The following is an 18,230-nucleotide window of genomic DNA, read 5'->3' as shown; positions in this document are numbered from 1 at the left end:
GTGAAGCCCGACAGACCGCCGCCCTGGCGCAGGGTGCGGATGCGGTCGCGCCGGCCGGTGAGGATCTTGTGCGGGTAGGCCTGGTGCCCGACGTCCCAGATCAGCCGGTCGCGGGGCGTCTCGAACACCGAATGCAGCGCGACCGTCAGCTCCACCACCCCGAGCCCGGCCCCGAGATGCCCGCCCGTCACCGACACGGCGTCGATCGTCTCCGCCCGAAGCTCGTCCGCCACCCGGCGGAGATCGGCGTCGGACAGCCCGCGCAGGTCGGCGGGATCGCGGATCGTATCGAGGAGGGGGGTGTCTGCGGGCATGGAACGCTCTGAACCTTCCGGAGAGATAGGCTGATATGGGTCGCGGGGGCGAGCCCGTCGAGGCGCCCGCGCGGATGCATACGGGCCGGGAGCCGCGGCGGTTCCACGCGGGAACCGAAATCGCGGCGTCAGGGCTCGACGTCGAGGGGGGCCGCGCCGCGCGGGGTCCCGTCCGAGCCGAGGCCGATCTTCTCGATGCGCGCCTCCGCGCTCTTCAGGAGCGTCTCGCAATGCTTCTTGAGGGCCTCGCCGCGCTCGTAGACGCGGATCGACTCCTCGAGCGGCACGGAGCCCTGCTCGAGCTTGCGCACGATCTCCTCGAGCTCCGCGAGCGCGGCTTCGAAGGGCATCTGCGCGATGTCGGTGGGGCTCTGGTCTGCCATGAAGCTGCTCGGTTCCGTCCTGTCGTCGCCGGAACGGGAGGCATAGCCCGTGGATGCGGGGGCTGGCAAGGTTGCGGACCGCCCGCGCCGTCAGCGCATGGCCCCGCCGCGCGACATGCCGCCCGGCGGTCTTCCCCGCGCCGCACGCACGCCCTAGCCTGCCGTCCGGTGCAAATGTGCGAAGACGAGGGTGAAGGGCGGGCATGGACGAGAGCAATCCTCTTGGCAATCCTCTTGGCAGTTCTCTTGGCAGTTCTCTCGGGACGACGAAGTTCGGCGTGGGGCAGCCGGTGCCGCGCACCGAGGACCCGATGCTCCTCCGGGGCGAGGGGCGCTACACGGACGACATCGCGATGGACGGGGCGCTCCACGCGGTCGTCGTGCGCTCCAGCATCGCCCACGGGGTGCTGCGCGGGATCGACGCCGCGGGCGCCCTCGAGCTGCCCGGCGTCGTCGCCGTCTACACGGCCGAGGATCTCGCCTGGACCGGCACGCTCCCGGCCGGCATCGCCGCGACGCTGAAGAACGCCGACGGCACGGCGATGATCGTGCCCCCGCGCGCCGCCCTCGCCTCGGACAAGGTGCGGTGCGTGGGCGACCCGATCGCCCTCGTCGTGGCCGAGACCGCCGCCGCCGCGCGCGACGGCGCCGAGGCCGTGATGCCCGACATCGAGGCGCTTCCCGCCGTCGCCGACCCGCGCGACGCGCTCGGCCCCGGCGCGCCGGCGATCTGGGACGAGGTGCCGGGCAACCGCGCCGTCGACTGGGCCTTCGGCGACGCCGACGCCTGCGAGGCCGCCTTCGGCCGCGCCGCGCACGTCACGCGCCTGACCGTGGCCTCGAACCGCGTCGTGCCGAGCCCGCTCGAGCCCCGCGCAGCGATCGCTTCCTACGATCCCGCCGAGGACCGCTTCACCCTGCGGCTCGGCAGCCAGGGCGTCTTCCCGATGCGCGGACTGCTGGCCAAGGCGATGGGGCTCGCGCCCGAGCGCATCCGCGTGCTGACGGGCCAGGTCGGCGGCTCGTTCGGGATGAAATCCGCCGTCTACCCCGAATACGTGGCGCTCCTCCACGCAGCCAAGGCGCTCGGGCGTCCGGTGCGCTGGGTCGACACCCGCTCCGAGAGCTTCCTGTCCGACCACCACGGCCGCGCGCTGACCCTAGACGGGGCGCTGGCGCTCGACGCCGAGGGTCGTTTCCTCGCGCTGCGGATCGAGGGCGTCGCCGACCTCGGCGCCTGGCTGAACCCGGTGGCGCCGCTGTTCTCGACGATCAACATTCCCAAGAACGCGGTCTCGGTCTACCGCACGCCGGTGGTGCACGCCCGCATCGCCTGCGCCTACACCAACACGACCCCCGTCGGGCCCTATCGCGGCGCCGGCCGGCCGGACGGCAACTACCTGATGGAGCGCCTCGTCGAGGCGGCCGCTGCCGAGATGGGGATCGACCCGGTGGAGCTGCGCCGAAGGAACCACGTCACGCCCGGCATGATCCCCTTCGAGACCGCCGCCGGCACCCGCTACGACAGCGGCGACTTTCCCGCGATCCTCGACGCGGCGCTCGCGGCCGCCGACGTCGCGGGCTTCCCCGCGCGCCGGTCCGAGAGCGAGGCGCGGGGGCTCCTCCGGGGCCTCGGCATCGGGCAATATTGCGAGGTGACGGCGATGGTCACCGCCGAGATGGGCGGCCTGCGCTTCGAGACGGACGGCACGGTGACGCTCCTCACCGGCACGCTCGACTACGGCCAGGGCCACGCCACCGCCTTCGCGCAGGTGCTGTCCCAGCGCCTCGGCCTGCCTTTCGAGGCGATCCGCCTCGAGCAGGGCGACAGCGACCGGCTCGTCGCCGGCGGCGGCACCGGCGGCTCGAAGTCGATCATGGCGTCCGGCGCCGCCATCGTCGGCGCGGCCGAGCGGGTGATCGAGGCCGGCCGGCCGCTCGCGGCGCACGCGCTGGAGACGTCCCCCGTCGATGTCGTCTTCGAGGACGGCCGCTTCGCCATCGCCGGCACCGACCGGACGATCGGCGTCCTGGAGCTCGCCGCGCGGCTGCGCGACGAGGGCTTCGTCGCGGCGCTGCCCGACGACGTGCCCCGCACGCTCGACGTCACCCATGTCCACGAGGGCTCGCCCTCGGCCTTCCCCAACGGCTGCCACGTGGCCGAGGTCGAGATCGACCCGGAGACCGGCGTCACCCGCGTCGTGCGCTACACCGCCGCCAACGATTTCGGCGTGGTGGTCAACCCCCTCCTGGTCGAGGGCCAGCTGCACGGCGGCGTGGTGCAGGGGATCGGCCAGGCCTTGATGGAGCGCGTCGTCTTCGACGCGGACGGCCAGCCGCTCGCCGGATCCTTCATGGACTACGGCCTGCCGCGGGCGGACGACGCGCCCTTCCTCGCGGTCGAGAACCTCGAGCTTCCCGCCACGACCAACCCGCTCGGCGTCAAGGGCTGCGGCGAGGCGGGCTGCGCGGGGGCGCTGCCCGCCGTGATGAACGCGGTCGTCGACGCGCTGCGCGCCCGCGGCGTCGGGCACATCGACATGCCGGCGACGCCGCAGGCCGTTTGGCGGGCGCTCAGGGCCGCCGGCGAGGACGCCGGAGAGGACGCGGCCCGCGCGACCTGACGCGCCACCGCACCGCGAATCGGCTACAGTCGCGCACGAAGCGGGAACGATCGGCGAGGCGAAGGGCGCGATGCTGCGGCGGGTGGTGATCGGTGCGGCGGCGCTCCTGGCGCTCGCCGCGGGCGCGCTGGCGCTGGTGCCGCTGCTCGTGCCGGCGGAGACGGTGCGCGCGCGCATCGCCGCCGAGATCGAGGCCCGCACCGGCTGGCGCGTCGCCTTCGACGGGCCGGTGTCGCTCGGCGTCTTCCCCGAGATCGCGCTCACCGCCGAGCGCCTGCGCATCGAGAGCGCCGCGGACGCGCACGACGCCCTCGCCGCCGACGTCGAGCGCGCCGCCTTCGGGCTGGCGCTCGCGCCGCTCCTGTCGGGCTCCGTGCGCCTCACCGAGATCGCGCTCGAGCGCCCCGTCGTGCGGATCGTGCGCGGCATCGGCCCGGCGCCGGCCGGCGATGCGCCCGCGGGCGACGCGAGCGCGCTCGCGGCCGTGTCGATCGACCGGCTGGCCGTGACCGACGGCCTCCTCGTCCTGCGCGGCGCGGCCGGCGAGACCCGGCTCGACGACCTCTCGTTCGTCCTCGCCATGCCGGACCCCGGCCGGGAGACCACCCTCGAGGCGACGGGGCGGCTCGACGGGCGCGCCTTCGCGCTGGACGCCGGCGTCGACTCTCCCGCGGCCTTGCTGGCGGGCGAGGACGCCGGCGTCGCGCTCGGGCTCGAGGCGCCCGGCCTGCTGCCGGCGCGCCTCGAGGCGCAGGCGCGCGCGGCCTTCGCGAGCCCTCGGCTCGTCCTGCGCGACCTCGCGCTCCGGAGCGGCGAGAGCCGGCTCTCGGGCGCGGCGGACGTCGTGCTCGCCGGCGCGGCGCCGGCGATCGACCTGCGCCTCGCGGGCGCACTTCTCGATCTCGACGCGCTCCTCTCCGGGGGCGGTGGCGGCGCGGGGCCGCAGGCCATCGATCTCTCCGCGCTTGGCGTCGTCGTCGGCGACGTCGAGCTCGCGCTCGAGCGCCTGCGGGTCGCCGGCCGCGAGATCGCGCCCGCACGCCTCCAGGTCCAGCTCGAGGACGACGCCGCGAGCCTGGTCGTCGACGAGGCGGGCTTCGCCGCCGGCGTCGTGTCCGGCGAGGCACGCATCGGCCGCGACGGGGCGCAGGCGCGCGTCTCCGGCAGCCTCGCCGCGCGCGATCTCGACGCCTCCGTCCTCGCGGCGACGCTCGCCCCGGGCCTCGGCGCGGCGGACGCGCCCGCGCTCTCCGGCCTCGTCGCCGCCGACCTGCGCTTCGCGCTCGCCGGCGAGACGCCGCAGGCGCTGCGCGCGAGCCTGAACGCCGCGGGACGCGTCGCGCTCGTGCAGGGCGAGGCGCGCATCCCCGCCCTCGCCGCCGTGGCGCCGGGGGCGGACGCGACGCGGCTGTCGCAGACGACGCTCGCCGTCGACCTCGCCGACCTGACCCGGCCGGTCCGGATCTCGGGCGACACGGTGTGGCGCGGCGAACGGATCGGGCTCGACGGCTCGCTCGACCTGCGCGCCCTCGTCGAGGGCCGCGCCGCGCCCCTCGACCTCGCGCTGTCGGCGCCTCGGTTCGAGGCCGGCTATCGCGGCACGCTCGGGGCGCAGCCGGCGAGCGCCGGCGAGGCGTCGCTGCGCACCGGCTCGCTACGCGACCTCCTCGCCTGGCTCGGCCGCCCACCCGCGACGCCGGGCGGGCTCGGCCCCTTCGCCGTCTCGGGGCGCCTCGCGGTCGAGCCCGGCTCGGTCGCGGTCGCCGATGCGCGGCTGTCGCTCGACGGCGCGAGCGGCACCGGCACGGCGCGGCTGCTCGTCGGCGGCGCCCGCCCACGGCTCGAGGCGCGGCTCGCGCTCGACCGGCTGGACCTCAACCCGTATTTCGGCCTCTCCGCCGCCCCGGCCGCCGCCGGCGGCGGCTGGAGCGAGACTCCGGTCGACCTCTCGGCGCTGCGCGCGCTCGACGCGACGCTCGACCTCTCGCTCGGCGCCCTCGTCTTCCGCGGCATCGAGACCGGGCGCGTCTCGCTCTCCGCGCGGCTGGAGAACGGATCGCTCGCCGCCGACCTCCAGGAGATCGCGCTCTACGGCGGGGGCGGCAACGGTCGCGTCGAGGTCGACGCGACCCCCGCGGCGCCGCGGCTCTCGGCGCGCTTCGGCTTCGCCGACCTCGACGTGCGCCCGTTCCTGACGGACGCCGCCGGCTTCGAGCGGCTGGAGGGGCGCGGCGGCGTGCGGCTCGACGTCTCCGGGCGGCTCGTCACCCAGCGCACGCTGATGGAGAGCCTCTCGGGCAGCGCCGGCTTCGCCTTCCGCGACGGCGCGATCCGCGGCGTCGACGTCACCGCGCTGGGGCGGCTCCTCGCGACCGGCATCGTCGACGGCTGGCGCCTGGCGGAGGGCGCGCGCACGGAGCTCTTCGCCTTCGAGGCGGGCTTCGCCATCGCGGACGGCACGGCGCGCACCGACGACCTGCGGCTCGTGGGGCCGCTCGTCGACATGACCGGCACCGGCGCGATCGACCTGCCGGCGCAGCGCCTCGCCTTCACGGTGGAACCACGCGTCGCGCTGGAGCAGCGGCAGGGCGAGGGCGTCCGGCTGGTCGGCTTCGGCGCGCCTGTCCGGATCGAGGGACCGTGGGCGCGCCCGCGGATCTATCCCGACATCGCCGGCGTGCTGCAGGACCCGGTGGGCGCCTACGAGCGCCTGCGGGAGCTGGGCACCGGCGTCTTCGGCATCGACGCGCCCTCCGCCGGCGAGGCGCTGGAGCGTGCCGTGGGCGCGGAGGCCGCACGCGGGCTGGAGCGCCTCCTCGGCGTGCCGGCGGCGCCGGCCCGACCGGCGCCGGCCGCCTCCCCCTCCCCCTCCCCCGTCCCCGTTCCGGTCCCTGCGCCCGCCGTCGAGCCACCCGCGCCGCCCCTGCCCCGCGATCCTGCGGCGGAGGCGGCGCGCGGGCTCATGGAGCTCCTCCTGAACAACCGGTGACCTTTGCTGTAGCCGGATAGCAATCGCGACCCGGAGCGAAACGGCCGAGATCCGTCGCGTCCCGGAGGCGGCACGGTTGACCCCGGGGCGCGGGGCCATTCTAAATACGGCGAAACGCGGCACCGCCGCGCGACAGGGAGGATTTGATGGCCGACACGACCAAGCGTTCGCTCCTCGCCGCCGCCATGGCCGGCACCATGCTCGCACTGGCGCCCCACGCGGCGTCCGCGCAGGAGAGCCAGGACTACCTGCTCGCCACCGCCTCGACCGGCGGGACCTACTATCCCGTCGGCGTCGCCATTGCGACCCTCGTCAAGGTGCGCCTCCAGAACGCCGAGGGCATCAACATGTCGGCGATCAACTCCGCCGGCTCGGGCGAGAACATCCGCCTGCTGCGCGACGGCGAGGCCGACTTCGCGATTCTCCAGGGCCTCTTCGGCGCCTACGCCCGCCAGGGCACCGGGCCGATCGAGGAATCCGGCCCGCAGGATAACCTGCGCTCGATCACCGGCCTGTGGCCGAACGTCGAGCACTTCGTGATCCTCAGCGAGCACGCCGACACGGGCACGATCTCCGACATGGGGAACGTCACCGGCAAGGCGGTGTCGATGGGCCTGCAGAACTCGGGCACGATCGGCTCGAACGAGGTCATCATGGCGAACCTCGGCATGCCGCTCGAGGAGTTCGAGCTCGCCTACATGGGCTACAACCCCTCGGCCGACGCTCTGCAGAACGGCCAGATCGTCGCCATGTCGACGCCGGCCGGCGTGCCGGTCTCCGCGGTGACCCGCGCCTTCGCGGCGATGGGCGACAACGCCACGCTGCTCGGCTTCACCGACGAGCAGATCGCGCAGGCCAACGGCTCCTTCGAGGACCTGTGGACCGCCTACCCGATCCCGGCGGGGACCTATCCCTCGCAGGACGAGGACGTCACCACGATCGCGCAGCCGAACTTCCTCGCGGTCGACGCCGACGTCCCCGAGGAGACGGTCTACCTGATCACCAAGGCGATCTTCGAGAACCTGCCGTTCCTGCAGGCGATCCATCCCGCCACCAACGCCATGAACCTCGAGTCGGCACTCCCCGGCCTGCCGCTGCCGCTGCATCCGGGCGCGCTGCGCTACTACGAGGAGGCCGGGCTCACGATCCCGGATCGTCTGCGTCCCTGATCCCCGCCAACGTCGGAGGGCGGCCCGCGTCGCCCTCCGCGCCTTTCCGGCGCACCCACCGCCATTCTCGGGTGCGACCGACGATGAAATACCAGTTGCGCCGGCCCGGCTCGTGCGGCAGTGCGCAGCGCCCGACGCTGCGACAGTGAGAGACGCCTCCCCATGACCGACGACGCGCCCGCGCCACGCCTCGATCCGGCCGCAGACGACCGGACGCGCGACAAGCCGGTGGTGGCGGCCGGGGTCGGTGAGGTCAAGGACGTCGAGGGCGAGGTCGAGGCGCATGTGCGCTCGTTCGAGGGCACGACGATCGGCCGGGTCGCCTGGGCCGTCGGTATCGCCCTCGCGCTCTACCACATCTGGACCAACACGATCGGGACCTTCAACCAGGTCTGGCTCACCGCGATCCACTTCGCCGGCTTCGCCTTCCTGTGCGCCCTGCGCTATCCCTTCCTTCGCACGAGAACCCCCGCCGCGAGCCGTGCGATGCTCGCCTTCGACGTCGTCTTCGGGCTCGTCGTCGCCGTCTCGACGCTCTGGCTGATCTCCAACCAGAACGCGATCTACGACCGCGGCGTGCGGCTCTCGACGCTCGACACCATCCTCGCCTTCATCGTCATCGGCGGCGCCATCGACCTGACGCGGCGCGCCACCGGCTTCATCATTCCCGTTCTGATCCTCGTGGCGCTGACCTACGTCGTCTGGTGGGGTCCGTCGGCGCCCGGCGTCTTCCGCTTCGCGGGCCTCTCGACCGAGACGCTGCTGTTCCGCTCGATCTTCTCCGACGAGGGCATGTTCGGCTCGATCGCCCTGATCTCGGCGACCTTCGTCTTCCTGTTCATCCTGTTCGGCGCCTTTCTCGTGCGCTCGGGCGCGGGCGAGTTCATCATCGATCTCGCCCGCGCGGTGGCCGGGCGCTTCGTCGGCGGGCCGGGCTTCGTCGCGGTGATGTCGTCGGGGCTGACGGGCACGATCTCCGGCTCGGCGGTGGCGAACACGGTCTCGACGGGCGTCATCACCATCCCGCTGATGAAGCGCGCGGGCTTCCCGCCGAAGTTCGCGGCCGGCGTCGAGGCCGCGGCCTCCACCGGCGGCGGGCTGATGCCGCCGATCATGGGCGCGGGCGCCTTCGTGATGGCGACCTACACGCAGATCTCCTACCTCGAGATTGCGGCGGTGAGCCTCGCGCCGGCGATCGTCTACTTCCTCTCGGTCGCCTTCTTCGTGCGGATCGAGGCGAAGAAGCACAACCTCGTCGCCAACGACCCGGACGCACCCTCGGCCTGGACCGTGCTGAAGAAGGGCGGGCCGAGCTTCCTGATCCCGGTCGCGGTGCTGATCGGCCTGCTGATCGCCGGCTACACGCCGGTCTACGCAGCCGGCTTCGCGATCCTCGCCTGCATCGCGGCGTCGTGGCTGACGCCCAACCGCATGGGACCGAAGGCGATCCTCGACGCGCTCGCGCTCGGCGCGCAGAACATGATCATGACCGCCGTGCTGCTCGTCGCGGTCGGCCTCGTGATCAACGTCATCGCCATGACGGGCGTCGGCAACACCTTCTCGCTGATGATCAACGAGTGGGCCGGAAACAGCCTGATCATCGCGCTCGCGCTGATCGCGCTCGCCTCGCTCGTGCTCGGCATGGGCCTGCCGGTGACGGCGTCCTACATCGTGCTCGCGACGCTCTCGGCGCCGGCGCTGCACGCGCTCATCCAGAACAACGCGCTCATCGACGTCCTGGTCGCGGGCGGCGTGCCGGAGGCCGCGCGCATGACGCTCATGCTCGCCGATCCCAGCGCGATGACCACGCTCGCCGCGCCGATGACCCGCGAGGCGGCCGCCGCCTTCATCGCGGCGATGCCGCCGGAGGTGCTCAGCCTCGTCTATCCCCAGGTGCTCGACCCGGTCACGGTGAAGCTCGCGCTCTTGTCGGCGCACATGATCATCTTCTGGCTCAGCCAGGATTCGAACGTCACGCCGCCGGTCTGCCTCACCGCCTTCGCGGCGGCGGCGATCGCCAAGACGCCGCCGATGGCGACGGGCCTCGTGTCGTGGAAGGTGGCCAAGGGCCTCTACCTGATGCCCATCCTGTTCGCCTACACGCAGTTCCTCGGCGGCCCGCCGCTCGAGGTGCTGCACATCTTCGTCATCGCGACGGTGGGTGTCTACGCGCTCGGCGCGGCGATCGAGGGCCACATGGAGGCGCCGCTGAACTGGCCGGTGCGCATCCTCCTCTTCGCGGCGGGCGTGGCGCTGATCTGGCCCAACAACACGATCGTCGAGACGCTCGGCGCTGTGGGCGTGATCGCGATCTTCGCGTGGAACGTGCGGGTGGATCGCCGGCGGCGCGTGAAGGCCGCCTGAGACGACACCGCGGCTGCCGCAGCGACATGATCCTGTCGTTGTCGTCCGCTACCCGGCTCGCGACCGTGTGACGGAGCGAGCGATGCGTGGAGACCCGGAGACCGTGGCCCTTCTGGCCGAGCTGCAGGCCCTGCGCGACGAGGTCTCCCGCGAGAGCCGGCTTCGCTGGGAGGCGTGGCGCGCGGACGTCGACCGCACGCGCTTCGCCGCCGGTGCGCTGAACCTCGCGCATTACCTCGCCCTGCGCCGGCGCGATCACCGCGCCCTGCAGCGCGGCCTGATGCTGCGCGGGCTCTCCTCGCTCGGGCGGCTCGAGGGCCGGGTGCTCGCGACGCTCGACGCCGCGATCGTGGCGCTCGCGGCACTGGCCGGCGAGCCGACGCGTCGGCGTGCGCCGTCGCGGCGACAGTTCTTCCGCGGCGAGACGCGCCTGCGCGCCGCGACCGATCGCCTGTTCGGCCCTTCGCGCCCGGAGCGCCAGGGCCGCATCCTGGTGACGCTCCCGAGCGAGGCCGCGGACGATCCCGCGCTCGTCGCGGGCCTGGCGCGGGCGGGCGCCGACGCGCTGCGCATCAACTGCGCGCACGACGGCCCGGACGCCTGGCGCGCCATGATCGCGCACGCCCGCGCGGCGGAGGCCGGGACCGGCCGACGGCTGCGCATCCTCATGGACATCGCCGGCCCGAAGATCCGCACAGGCACGGTGCTCGTGCCCGACGAGCGCGCACGCATCTGCATCGGCGACCGGCTGCTCCTGGCCAAGACGCTCGCTCCGGGCTTCACGCAGACCTTTCCCTTCCAGGCGACCTGCACGGCGCCGGAGGTGCTCGATGCGGTGGGCGCGGATGCGCGGGTGGCCGTGGACGACGGGCGCTTCTCCGGGCGCGTCGTCGCCCGCGCGCACGACGGGCTCGTCGTCGCGATCGATCAGGCGAAGCTCGGGGGCGCGCGGCTCAAGCCCGAGAAGGGCCTGAACTTCCCCGAGACGGCGCTCGCCCTCGATCCGCTCACCGACAAGGACCGCGCCGACCTCGACGTCGTCGCGGAGCTCGCCGACCTCGTCGGCTATTCCTTCGTGCAGACGGCCGAGGACATCCGCCGCCTCCAGGCGGAGCTCGCCGCGCGCACGCCGCGCTGGCGCGAGATCGGCCTCGTCGCCAAGGTCGAGACGCCGGTCGCCGTGCGCAACCTGCCGGAGATCATGGTCGCCGCGGCGGGACATCAGCCGTTCGCGGTGATGATCGCGCGCGGCGACCTCGCCGTGGAGATCGGCTTCGCGCGGCTCGCGGAGATGCAGGAGGAGCTGCTCTGGCTCGCCGAGGCGGCGCACGTGCCGGTGATCTGGGCGACGCAGGTGCTGGAGCGCCTGGTGAAATCCGGCCTGCCCTCGCGGGGCGAGATGACGGACGCGGCCATGGCGGCGCGCGCCGAGTGCGTGATGCTCAACAAGGGCCCGAACGTCGAGGCCGCCGTCGAGGCGCTCGACGGCCTCTTCCGGCGCATGGGCGAGCACCAGTCGAAGAAGACCCCGACGCTGCGTGCCCTGCGCACCTGGTGAGGCGCGGTGCGCTGCGGGAGCGCGCCGCGCGTCGCGTCGTCACTGCGCCTCGATCGGCTCCGTCGGCGACACCGGCGTGTCCGCCTGCGGGTCGATCGGCACCGGCGCCGGAGCCGGCTCCTCGATGGCGCCGGTCACCGGCACGTCGGTGGCGGTGTAGCCGTCCATCAGGAAGAAGGCGAGAATCGCGCCGATCACCACGACGGCGCCGATCGCCCAGGCCCAGGCCGAGCCCGAGCGCCGCGCGGGCCGCGCCATGCGGTCGTCCCGCGCCGTGGAGCCGGCATAGGTGCTGTCTGTGCGCGCCGCGACCGGATCGACCGGGCGGGGGTCGGGCCCCGCGCCGCGGGTGGTCTCGCCGGGGCGAATCTCGCCGGGGCGGGTGCCGAACGGGTCAGTCGGCGCCGTCGTGGGCAACGGATCGACCGCGCGATCCTCCCCGGCATGGGGCGTGCGCGGATCGGCGGGGTCGCGTCCATCGTTGATCGCCATCTTGGCCTCCTTTCGGCTCGAGCGGCGGTGTGAGGCCACAACGCCGCACCCCCGGCCGGGTTTCGCCGCGCCGGCAAGCGCGAGACCGGCATCCGACTTGAAGCGCGCGCGAGAGAGCGGTAACCGTCGGGATCGTGCACACGAGGACGGACGAGCCGATGAACGCCCCTGTCGACCCGAAGAAGCTCATCAAAGGCGCCACCGGCGACTGGGAGGTCGTCGTGGGCATGGAGATCCATGCCCAGGTGACCTCGCAGGCGAAGCTGTTCTCCGGCGCCTCGACGGGCTTCGGCGCGGCGCCGAACTCGCACGTCTCCCTGGTCGACGCGGCCATGCCCGGCATGCTGCCGGTGATCAACCTCGAATGCGTCCGGCAGGCGGTGCGCACCGGGCTCGGGCTGAAGGCGCAGATCAACCTGCGCTCCATTTTCGACCGCAAGAACTACTTCTACCCGGACCTGCCGCAGGGCTACCAGATCTCCCAGTACAAGCACCCGATCGTCGGCGAGGGCGAGGTCGTCGTCGACATGCTCGACGGCCCGTCCTTCACGGTGGGCATCGAGCGCCTGCACCTCGAGCAGGACGCGGGCAAGTCGATCCACGACCTGCACCCGACCATGTCCTACGTCGACCTCAACCGGTCCGGCGTGGCGCTCATGGAGATCGTCTCGAAGCCCGACATGCGCTCGTCCGAGGAGGCCAAGGCCTACGTGACGAAGCTGCGCACGATCCTGCGCTATCTCGGCACCTGCGACGGGGACATGGAGAAGGGCAGCCTGCGCGCGGACGTGAACGTCTCCGTGCGCCGCCCGGGCGAGCCGCTCGGCACACGCTGCGAGATCAAGAACGTCAACTCGATCCGCTTCATCGGCCAGGCGATCGAGTACGAGGCGCGCCGGCAGATCGGCATCCTCGAGGACGGCGGCAGGATCGACCAGGAGACGCGCCTGTTCGACCCGGGCAAGGGCGAGACGCGCTCGATGCGCTCCAAGGAGGAGGCGCACGACTATCGCTACTTCCCCGACCCGGACCTGCTGCCGCTCGAGCTCGAGCAGGGCTTCGTCGACGATCTCGCGACCCGGCTGCCGGAGCTGCCGGACGAGAAGAAGGCGCGCTTCGTCGCCGACTACGGCCTCTCCCCCTACGACGCGGGCGTGCTCGTCGCCGATCGCGAGCAGGCCGACTATTTCGAGGCGGTGGCGAAGGGGCGCGACGGCAAGGCGGCGGCGAACTGGGTGATCAACGAGCTGTTCGGGCGCCTCAACAAGGAGGGGCTGGACATCGCGGCCTCGCCCGTCTCCGCCGAGCAGCTCGGCGAGATCGTCGACCTCATCGCCGACGGCACGATCTCGGGCAAGATCGCCAAGGACGTGTTCGAGATCGCCTGGTCCGAGGGCGGCTCGCCGCGGCGGATCGTCGAGGAGCGCGGCATGAAGCAGGTCACCGACACCGGCGCCATCGAGGCGGCGGTGGACGCGGTGATCGCGGCGAACCCCGACAAGGTCGAGCAGGCCAAGGCCAAGCCGTCGCTCGCCGGCTGGTTCGTCGGCCAGGTGATGAAGACGACCGGCGGCAAGGCCAACCCCCAGGCGGTGAACGCCCTCGTGAAGCAGAAGCTCGGGGTGGAATGACGCCGCGCATCCGCCCCGTCCGCGCCGACGACCTCGCGGCGGTGCGCGCGGCGCTGGTCGCGAGCTGGCACGCGACCTACGACGCGATCCACGGCGCCGCCAAGGTGACGGAGATCACCGACCGCTGGCACGCGCTCCCGGCGCTCTCCCGGCAGGTCGACCGCCCGGGCACGGTGTTCCTCATGGCCGAGGGCGCGGACGGCGGGGTGCTGGGATCCGCGCTCGCGCATGTCGACGACGGCGAGGAGGCCTGCCTGCGCCGGCTCTACGTCGCGCCGGGCGCCGAAGGGCGCGGGCTCGGCAAGCGCCTGCTCGACGAGACGCTGGCGCGGCTCGCCGAGCGCGGCGCCTGGCTCGAGGTCGAGCCGCGCAACACACGCGCGATCCGCTTCTACGAGCGCGAGGGCTTCGTGCTCGACCGGCCGGCACAGGGCTGCGGCGGGCGCGACGATCTCGAGGCGGTGATCATGCGCCGCCCGGACCGCCCGATCGCGCGCGCGGTCGTCGACGCCGACGCGCAGGACCTCTTCGGCCTCCTGACGCTCGCCTTCGCCGAGTATCCCGGCTGCTACGTCGATCCGCACGGGGACTACCCGGAGCTCGTGTGCCCCGCGACCAAGCTCGCGCAGGCGAAGACCACGTTCTGGGTGATCGAGGACCGGACCGGGCGCGTGCGCGCCTGCTGCGGCGTCAAGGTGCCCGACGCGGACGGCACGGCCGAGCTCACCAAGCTCTACGTGCGCCCCGACCAGCGCCGCCGCGGCCTCGCCGCCCGGCTCGTCGCCCTGGTGGAGGAGACCGCCCGCGCCCGCGGCGCCCGCCGGCTCGTCCTCTACACGGACACGCGCTTCACCAAGGCCCACCGCCTCTACGAGCGCATGGGCTTTGCCCGCTTCGGCGCGGAGCGGGCGCTCCACGACATCTCCGGGTCGGTGGAATACGCCTACGCGAAGGGGCTGGGCTAGGCGGCTGCGCCCTCCGCTGCGACATTCCGGACGCGTCTCGGCCCGGCGGCGCGCGGAACCGCGGCACGGCCTCTCCGCGTTGGCTCGCATCGCGGCATCGCCAAACGGCGCGGGTGCGCTATGGTCCGGGATGCCGAACGCGAGGAGGCCAGAGCCGTGACCCCGATCGACCTCGAGCCGGCCGTGTCCGGTGATCGCCGCGAGACGCAGCGGCGCTCAGGCCGGCTGTCCTACTACGTCGCCGGCGAGGGGCCGCCGCTCCTCCTGATCCACTCGATCAACGCCGCCGCCTCCGCCTACGAGATGCGCCCGCTCCACGAGCGCCTCTCCGAGACGCGGCGCGTCTACACCGTCGACCTGCCGGGCTACGGTTTCTCGGACCGGTCGGCGCGGAGCTACGACATCCGGCTCTTCACCAACGCGGTCCTCGACATGGCGGACGTGATCCGCGAGGCGCACGGGCCCCACGCTTTCGACGCGGTCGCGCTCTCGCTGTCGTGCGAGTTCCTCGCCCGGGCCGCCCGCGAGGCGCCGGACGCCTTCGCGAGCCTCGCCTTCGTCACGCCCACCGGCTTCGCGAAGGGCTCGCACCGCAAGCGCGCCGCGCCCGAGACGCCGATGCGCGTGCCGGGCATGCGCACCTTCCTGAACGCGCCCTGGGGCCGGCCGCTCTACCGGGCGCTCACCTCCGAGCGCTCGATTCGCTACTTCCTCCAGCGCACCTTCGGCCGCAAGGACGTGCCCGAGGCGATGGTCGCCTACGACTGGCGCACGGCGCACCAGCCCGGCGCCGAGCACGCGCCCTTCGCCTTCCTGTCGGGGAGGCTCTTCGCCCGCGACGTGCGCAATCTCTACGAGGACCTCCACCTGCCGATCTACGTGCTCCACGGCACGAAGGGCGATTTCAAGGACTTCTCGGAGGCGAACTGGGCGATCGCCCGCCGAAACTGGCTGTTCTCGGCCTTCGACACCGGCGCGCTCGTGCATTTCGAGAAGCCCGACGAGTTCCTCGGCGCCTACGAGCGCTTCCTCGGCGAGGCCGCCGGCATAAGGGCTGCTGCGAGCTGACGAACTGTCCAGTTCCTGTTACGCTCGGCGCAGGATGAACATCTTGACACCCCCTCCCCGCGCGGCGTCCGCCGCGCCCGTCGACGCCGAAGACGGCGGGCGCCCGCACGCCGTCGTCGTCGGCGCGGGCCTGGGCGGCCTCGCCGCCGCCGTGCGGCTCGGTGCGCGCGGCTACCGCGTCACGATCGTCGAGAAGCTCGACCAGCCCGGCGGCCGGGCGCGCGTCTTCCGCGAGGACGGCTTCACCTTCGACGCCGGCCCCACGCTGATCACGGCGCCGCACCTGTTCGCGGAGCTGTGGGAGCTGTGCGGCAAGCGGATGGAGGACGACGTCGCGGTGCTGCCGCTCGACCCGTTCTACACGATCCGCTTCGACGACGGCGAGACCTTCCGCTACAGCGGCGACACGGATGCCATGCGGGCCGAGATCGCCCGCCTCGCTCCGGGCGACCTGCCGGGCTACGAGCGCTTCATGAGGGTCTCCGAGGAGATCTGCCGGGTCGGGTTCGAGGAGCTCGGCCACGTGCCCTTCGCCTCCATCGGCGACATGCTGAAGGTCGCGCCCGATCTCGTGCGGCTCGGGGCGCAGCGCTCCGTCTACGGGCTCGTGGCGCGCCACTTCGCCGACGAGCGGCTGCGCACCGTGTTCAGCTTCCACCCGCTCCTGATCGGCGGAAACCCGTTCTCGGCCAGCGCGATATACGCGCTGATCCATCATCTGGAGAAGCGCTGGGGCGTGCACTACGCGGTGGGCGGCATCAACCGGCTGGTGTCGGGGATCGTCGGGCTGATCGAGGGTCAGGGCGGGCGCGTGCGGCTGTCGGCGCCGGTCGAGCGCATCCTGCTCGATCGCCGGCGCGCCTGCGGCGTGCGGCTCGAGAGCGGGGAGACCATCGCCGCCGACATCGTCGTCTCGAACGCCGATGCGACCGCGACCTACGCGAGGCTCCTGCCGGACGCCCCCCGGACCCGCTGGGGTCCCGCCCGCCAGCGCCTGGCGCAATGGTCGATGGGGCTGTTCGTCTGGTACTTCGGCACGAAGCGGCGCTACGAGGACGTGGGGCACCACACGATCCTGCTCGGGCCGCGCTACCGCGCGCTCCTCGACGACATCTTCCGGAAGAAGCATCTCGCGGAGGACTTCTCGCTCTACCTCCACCGCCCGAGCGCCAGCGACCCGAGCGTCGCGCCCGAAGGCCACGACGCGTTCTACGTCCTCTCGCCGGTGCCGAACCTGCTCGGCACGACGGATTGGGAAGCGACGGCCGAGGCTTACAGGCGAAAGATCATGCGCCGCCTCGAGGAGACGGTGCTCCCGGGCCTCTCGGAGGAGATCGTCGTCTCGCGGCTCCTCACCCCGGCGGACTTCGCGCGGGACTACGCCTCGCTGCACGGGGCGGGCTTCGGGCTCGAGCCGGTGATGTGGCAGTCGGCCTGGTTCCGGCCGCACAACCGCTCGGAGGGCATCGAGAACCTCTACCTCGTGGGCGCCGGCACGCATCCCGGCGCGGGCATGCCCGGCGTGCTCTCCACCGCGCGCGTGCTCGACCGCGTCGTGCCCGATCCCGCGCAGCTCCAGACGCCGAGAGCGAGGTCCCATGCCGACGCCTGACCGCCGCGAGCCCCCCTCGTACGAGCACCCGTCTGCGCAGGGCGACATCGCCGCCTGCGCCAACCTCCTGCGCGGCGGCTCGCGCTCCTTCCATGCCGCCTCGCGGGTACTGCCGAAGCGTGTCGGCGAGCCGGCGGCGGCGCTCTACGCCTTCTGCCGCGTCGCCGACGACGCGGTCGACCACGGCCACGACCGGCACGCGGCCCTCGCGCTCCTGCGCGAGCGCCTCGACCGGGTCTATGCCGGCCACCCCGCCCCGCAGGCGATCGACCGCGCCTTCGCCGCGACGGTGACGCGCTACCGCATCCCCCGTGCTCTTCCCGAGGCGCTGCTCGAGGGCTTCGCCTGGGACGCGGAGGAGCGCGCGTACGAGACGCTGTCGGACGTCGCCGCCTATGCCGCGCGGGTCGCCGGCACGGTCGGCGCGATGATGACGCTGATCATGGGCCGCCGCGAGCCGGCGGTGCTGGCGCGCGCCTGCGACCTGGGCGTCGCCATGCAGTTCACCAACATCGCCCGGGACGTCGGCGAGGACGCCGCGAACGGGAGGCTCTACCTGCCGCGGCAATGGCTGCGCGAGGCGGGTGTGGACGTCGAGGCCTTCCTCGCCGATCCGCGGCCGTGCGCGGGCGTGCACGCCGCGACGCGACGCCTGCTCGTCGCGGCGGACGGCCTCTACGCCCGGGCGATCGCCGGGATCGCGGCGCTGCCGCGGGACTGCCGGCCAGGGATCCTGGCCGCGCGGACGCTCTACGCCGAGATCGGGCGCGTGGTGGAGCGCGGCGGGCCGACGAAGGCGCTCGAGCGCGCGGTGGTCCCGCGCACGCGCCAGCTCGCCCTCGTCGCCGGCGCGCTCGCCCGCGCCCCGTTCCTCGCCGCCCGCCCCGACGAGACGCCGCCGCTCCCGGAGGTCGCCTTCCTGGTCGAGGCCGCCGTCGGTGCCGGCCGGCACGAGCTGCCGCCCCACGGCATCGAGGAGCGCATCGCCTGGCTCGTCGACCTGTTCGAGCGGCTGGAGCGGCGCGACCCGGCGCGCTGAGCGTCGAGCAGACGCCCCGCAC

The 18,230-nt window shown here is 73.3% G+C and carries 13 protein-coding genes; 10 read left to right on the top strand and 3 right to left on the bottom strand.

Annotated features, from left to right (window positions below; genetic code table 11):
* Both G407_RS0117160 and G407_RS0117155 read right to left on the bottom strand, forming a co-directional pair.
* A partial coding sequence (locus G407_RS0117160; protein WP_029031810.1) for a 1-deoxy-D-xylulose-5-phosphate synthase N-terminal domain-containing protein occupies positions 1–314 on the bottom strand: 314 nt, incomplete at its 3' end.
* Between the two features lie 128 nt (positions 315–442).
* Positions 443–697 carry an exodeoxyribonuclease VII small subunit gene (locus G407_RS0117155; RefSeq protein ID WP_029031809.1) on the bottom strand — a complete coding sequence of 85 codons (255 nt, stop codon included), beginning with the start codon at positions 695–697 and terminating at the stop codon, positions 443–445.
* 203 nt (positions 698–900) lie between these two features.
* Between G407_RS0117155 and G407_RS28345 the strand changes: the two genes are divergently transcribed.
* The 5 genes from G407_RS28345 (at position 901) to G407_RS0117130 (ending at position 11,401) form a co-directional block, all read left to right on the top strand.
* Positions 901–3,321: a xanthine dehydrogenase family protein molybdopterin-binding subunit gene (locus tag G407_RS28345; RefSeq protein ID WP_052341501.1), complete on the top strand. Its 2,421-nt coding sequence runs from the start codon at positions 901–903 to the stop codon at positions 3,319–3,321.
* 70 nt (positions 3,322–3,391) lie between these two features.
* Positions 3,392–6,310, top strand: a complete 2,919-nt coding sequence (locus G407_RS0117145; RefSeq protein WP_029031808.1) for an AsmA family protein — start codon at positions 3,392–3,394, stop codon at positions 6,308–6,310.
* A gap of 146 nt (positions 6,311–6,456) precedes the next feature.
* A complete protein-coding gene (locus G407_RS0117140; protein ID WP_029031807.1) occupies positions 6,457–7,479 on the top strand; it encodes a TAXI family TRAP transporter solute-binding subunit in 1,023 nt (340 codons plus the stop codon).
* A gap of 162 nt (positions 7,480–7,641) precedes the next feature.
* The gene (locus G407_RS0117135; RefSeq protein ID WP_084327594.1) at positions 7,642–9,843 is read left to right on the top strand and encodes a TRAP transporter permease; all 2,202 of its coding nucleotides are present in this window, start codon (positions 7,642–7,644) and stop codon (positions 9,841–9,843) included.
* Between the two features lie 82 nt (positions 9,844–9,925).
* Positions 9,926–11,401: a pyruvate kinase gene (locus tag G407_RS0117130; protein ID WP_029031805.1), complete on the top strand. Its 1,476-nt coding sequence runs from the start codon at positions 9,926–9,928 to the stop codon at positions 11,399–11,401.
* Positions 11,402–11,440: 39 nt separating this feature from the next.
* Here G407_RS0117130 and G407_RS0117125 read toward each other — a convergent pair whose 3' ends face one another.
* Positions 11,441–11,893, bottom strand: coding sequence for a hypothetical protein (locus G407_RS0117125; protein WP_029031804.1), 453 nt, complete (start codon positions 11,891–11,893; stop codon positions 11,441–11,443).
* A gap of 158 nt (positions 11,894–12,051) precedes the next feature.
* Between G407_RS0117125 and gatB the strand changes: the two genes are divergently transcribed.
* From gatB to G407_RS0117095, 5 genes are all read left to right on the top strand, one after another.
* Complete coding sequence (gene gatB / locus G407_RS0117120) at positions 12,052–13,524, top strand: Asp-tRNA(Asn)/Glu-tRNA(Gln) amidotransferase subunit GatB (RefSeq protein WP_029031803.1); 1,473 nt, start codon at positions 12,052–12,054, stop codon at positions 13,522–13,524.
* Entirely contained in the window at positions 13,521–14,489 is a 969-nt protein-coding gene (locus G407_RS30640) for a GNAT family N-acetyltransferase (RefSeq protein WP_052341500.1), read from the top strand. Before gatB ends, G407_RS30640 begins: the two co-directional genes overlap by 4 nt.
* Positions 14,490–14,645: 156 nt before the next feature.
* The gene (locus tag G407_RS28330) at positions 14,646–15,557 is read left to right on the top strand and encodes an alpha/beta fold hydrolase (RefSeq protein WP_052341499.1); all 912 of its coding nucleotides are present in this window, start codon (positions 14,646–14,648) and stop codon (positions 15,555–15,557) included.
* A gap of 34 nt (positions 15,558–15,591) precedes the next feature.
* Positions 15,592–17,169, top strand: coding sequence for a phytoene desaturase (locus G407_RS0117100; RefSeq protein WP_052341498.1), 1,578 nt, complete (start codon positions 15,592–15,594; stop codon positions 17,167–17,169).
* Positions 17,156–18,208 carry a phytoene/squalene synthase family protein gene (locus tag G407_RS0117095; RefSeq protein WP_052341497.1) on the top strand — a complete coding sequence of 351 codons (1,053 nt, stop codon included), beginning with the start codon at positions 17,156–17,158 and terminating at the stop codon, positions 18,206–18,208. The genes G407_RS0117100 and G407_RS0117095 overlap by 14 nt, the downstream gene beginning before the upstream one ends.
* The last annotated feature ends 22 nt before the right edge of the window (positions 18,209–18,230 follow it).

It is taken from the genome of Salinarimonas rosea DSM 21201, assembly GCF_000429045.1.
Taxonomy (GTDB): Bacteria; Pseudomonadota; Alphaproteobacteria; order Rhizobiales; family Beijerinckiaceae; genus Salinarimonas; species Salinarimonas rosea.
Note: the sequence above shows the minus strand (reverse complement) of the source record. Positions and strands in the feature narration are given on the sequence as shown.

Coding starts and splice junctions, on each gene's coding strand:
- G407_RS0117155 (WP_029031809.1), bottom strand. CDS start 697: ATGGCAGACCAGAGCCCCACCGACATCGCGCAGATGCCCTTCGAAGCC.
- G407_RS28345 (WP_052341501.1), top strand. CDS start 901: ATGGACGAGAGCAATCCTCTTGGCAATCCTCTTGGCAGTTCTCTTGGC.
- G407_RS0117145 (WP_029031808.1), top strand. CDS start 3,392: ATGCTGCGGCGGGTGGTGATCGGTGCGGCGGCGCTCCTGGCGCTCGCC.
- G407_RS0117140 (WP_029031807.1), top strand. CDS start 6,457: ATGGCCGACACGACCAAGCGTTCGCTCCTCGCCGCCGCCATGGCCGGC.
- G407_RS0117135 (WP_084327594.1), top strand. CDS start 7,642: ATGACCGACGACGCGCCCGCGCCACGCCTCGATCCGGCCGCAGACGAC.
- G407_RS0117130 (WP_029031805.1), top strand. CDS start 9,926: ATGCGTGGAGACCCGGAGACCGTGGCCCTTCTGGCCGAGCTGCAGGCC.
- G407_RS0117125 (WP_029031804.1), bottom strand. CDS start 11,893: ATGGCGATCAACGATGGACGCGACCCCGCCGATCCGCGCACGCCCCAT.
- gatB (WP_029031803.1), top strand. CDS start 12,052: ATGAACGCCCCTGTCGACCCGAAGAAGCTCATCAAAGGCGCCACCGGC.
- G407_RS30640 (WP_052341500.1), top strand. CDS start 13,521: ATGACGCCGCGCATCCGCCCCGTCCGCGCCGACGACCTCGCGGCGGTG.
- G407_RS0117100 (WP_052341498.1), top strand. CDS start 15,592: ATGAACATCTTGACACCCCCTCCCCGCGCGGCGTCCGCCGCGCCCGTC.
- G407_RS0117095 (WP_052341497.1), top strand. CDS start 17,156: ATGCCGACGCCTGACCGCCGCGAGCCCCCCTCGTACGAGCACCCGTCT.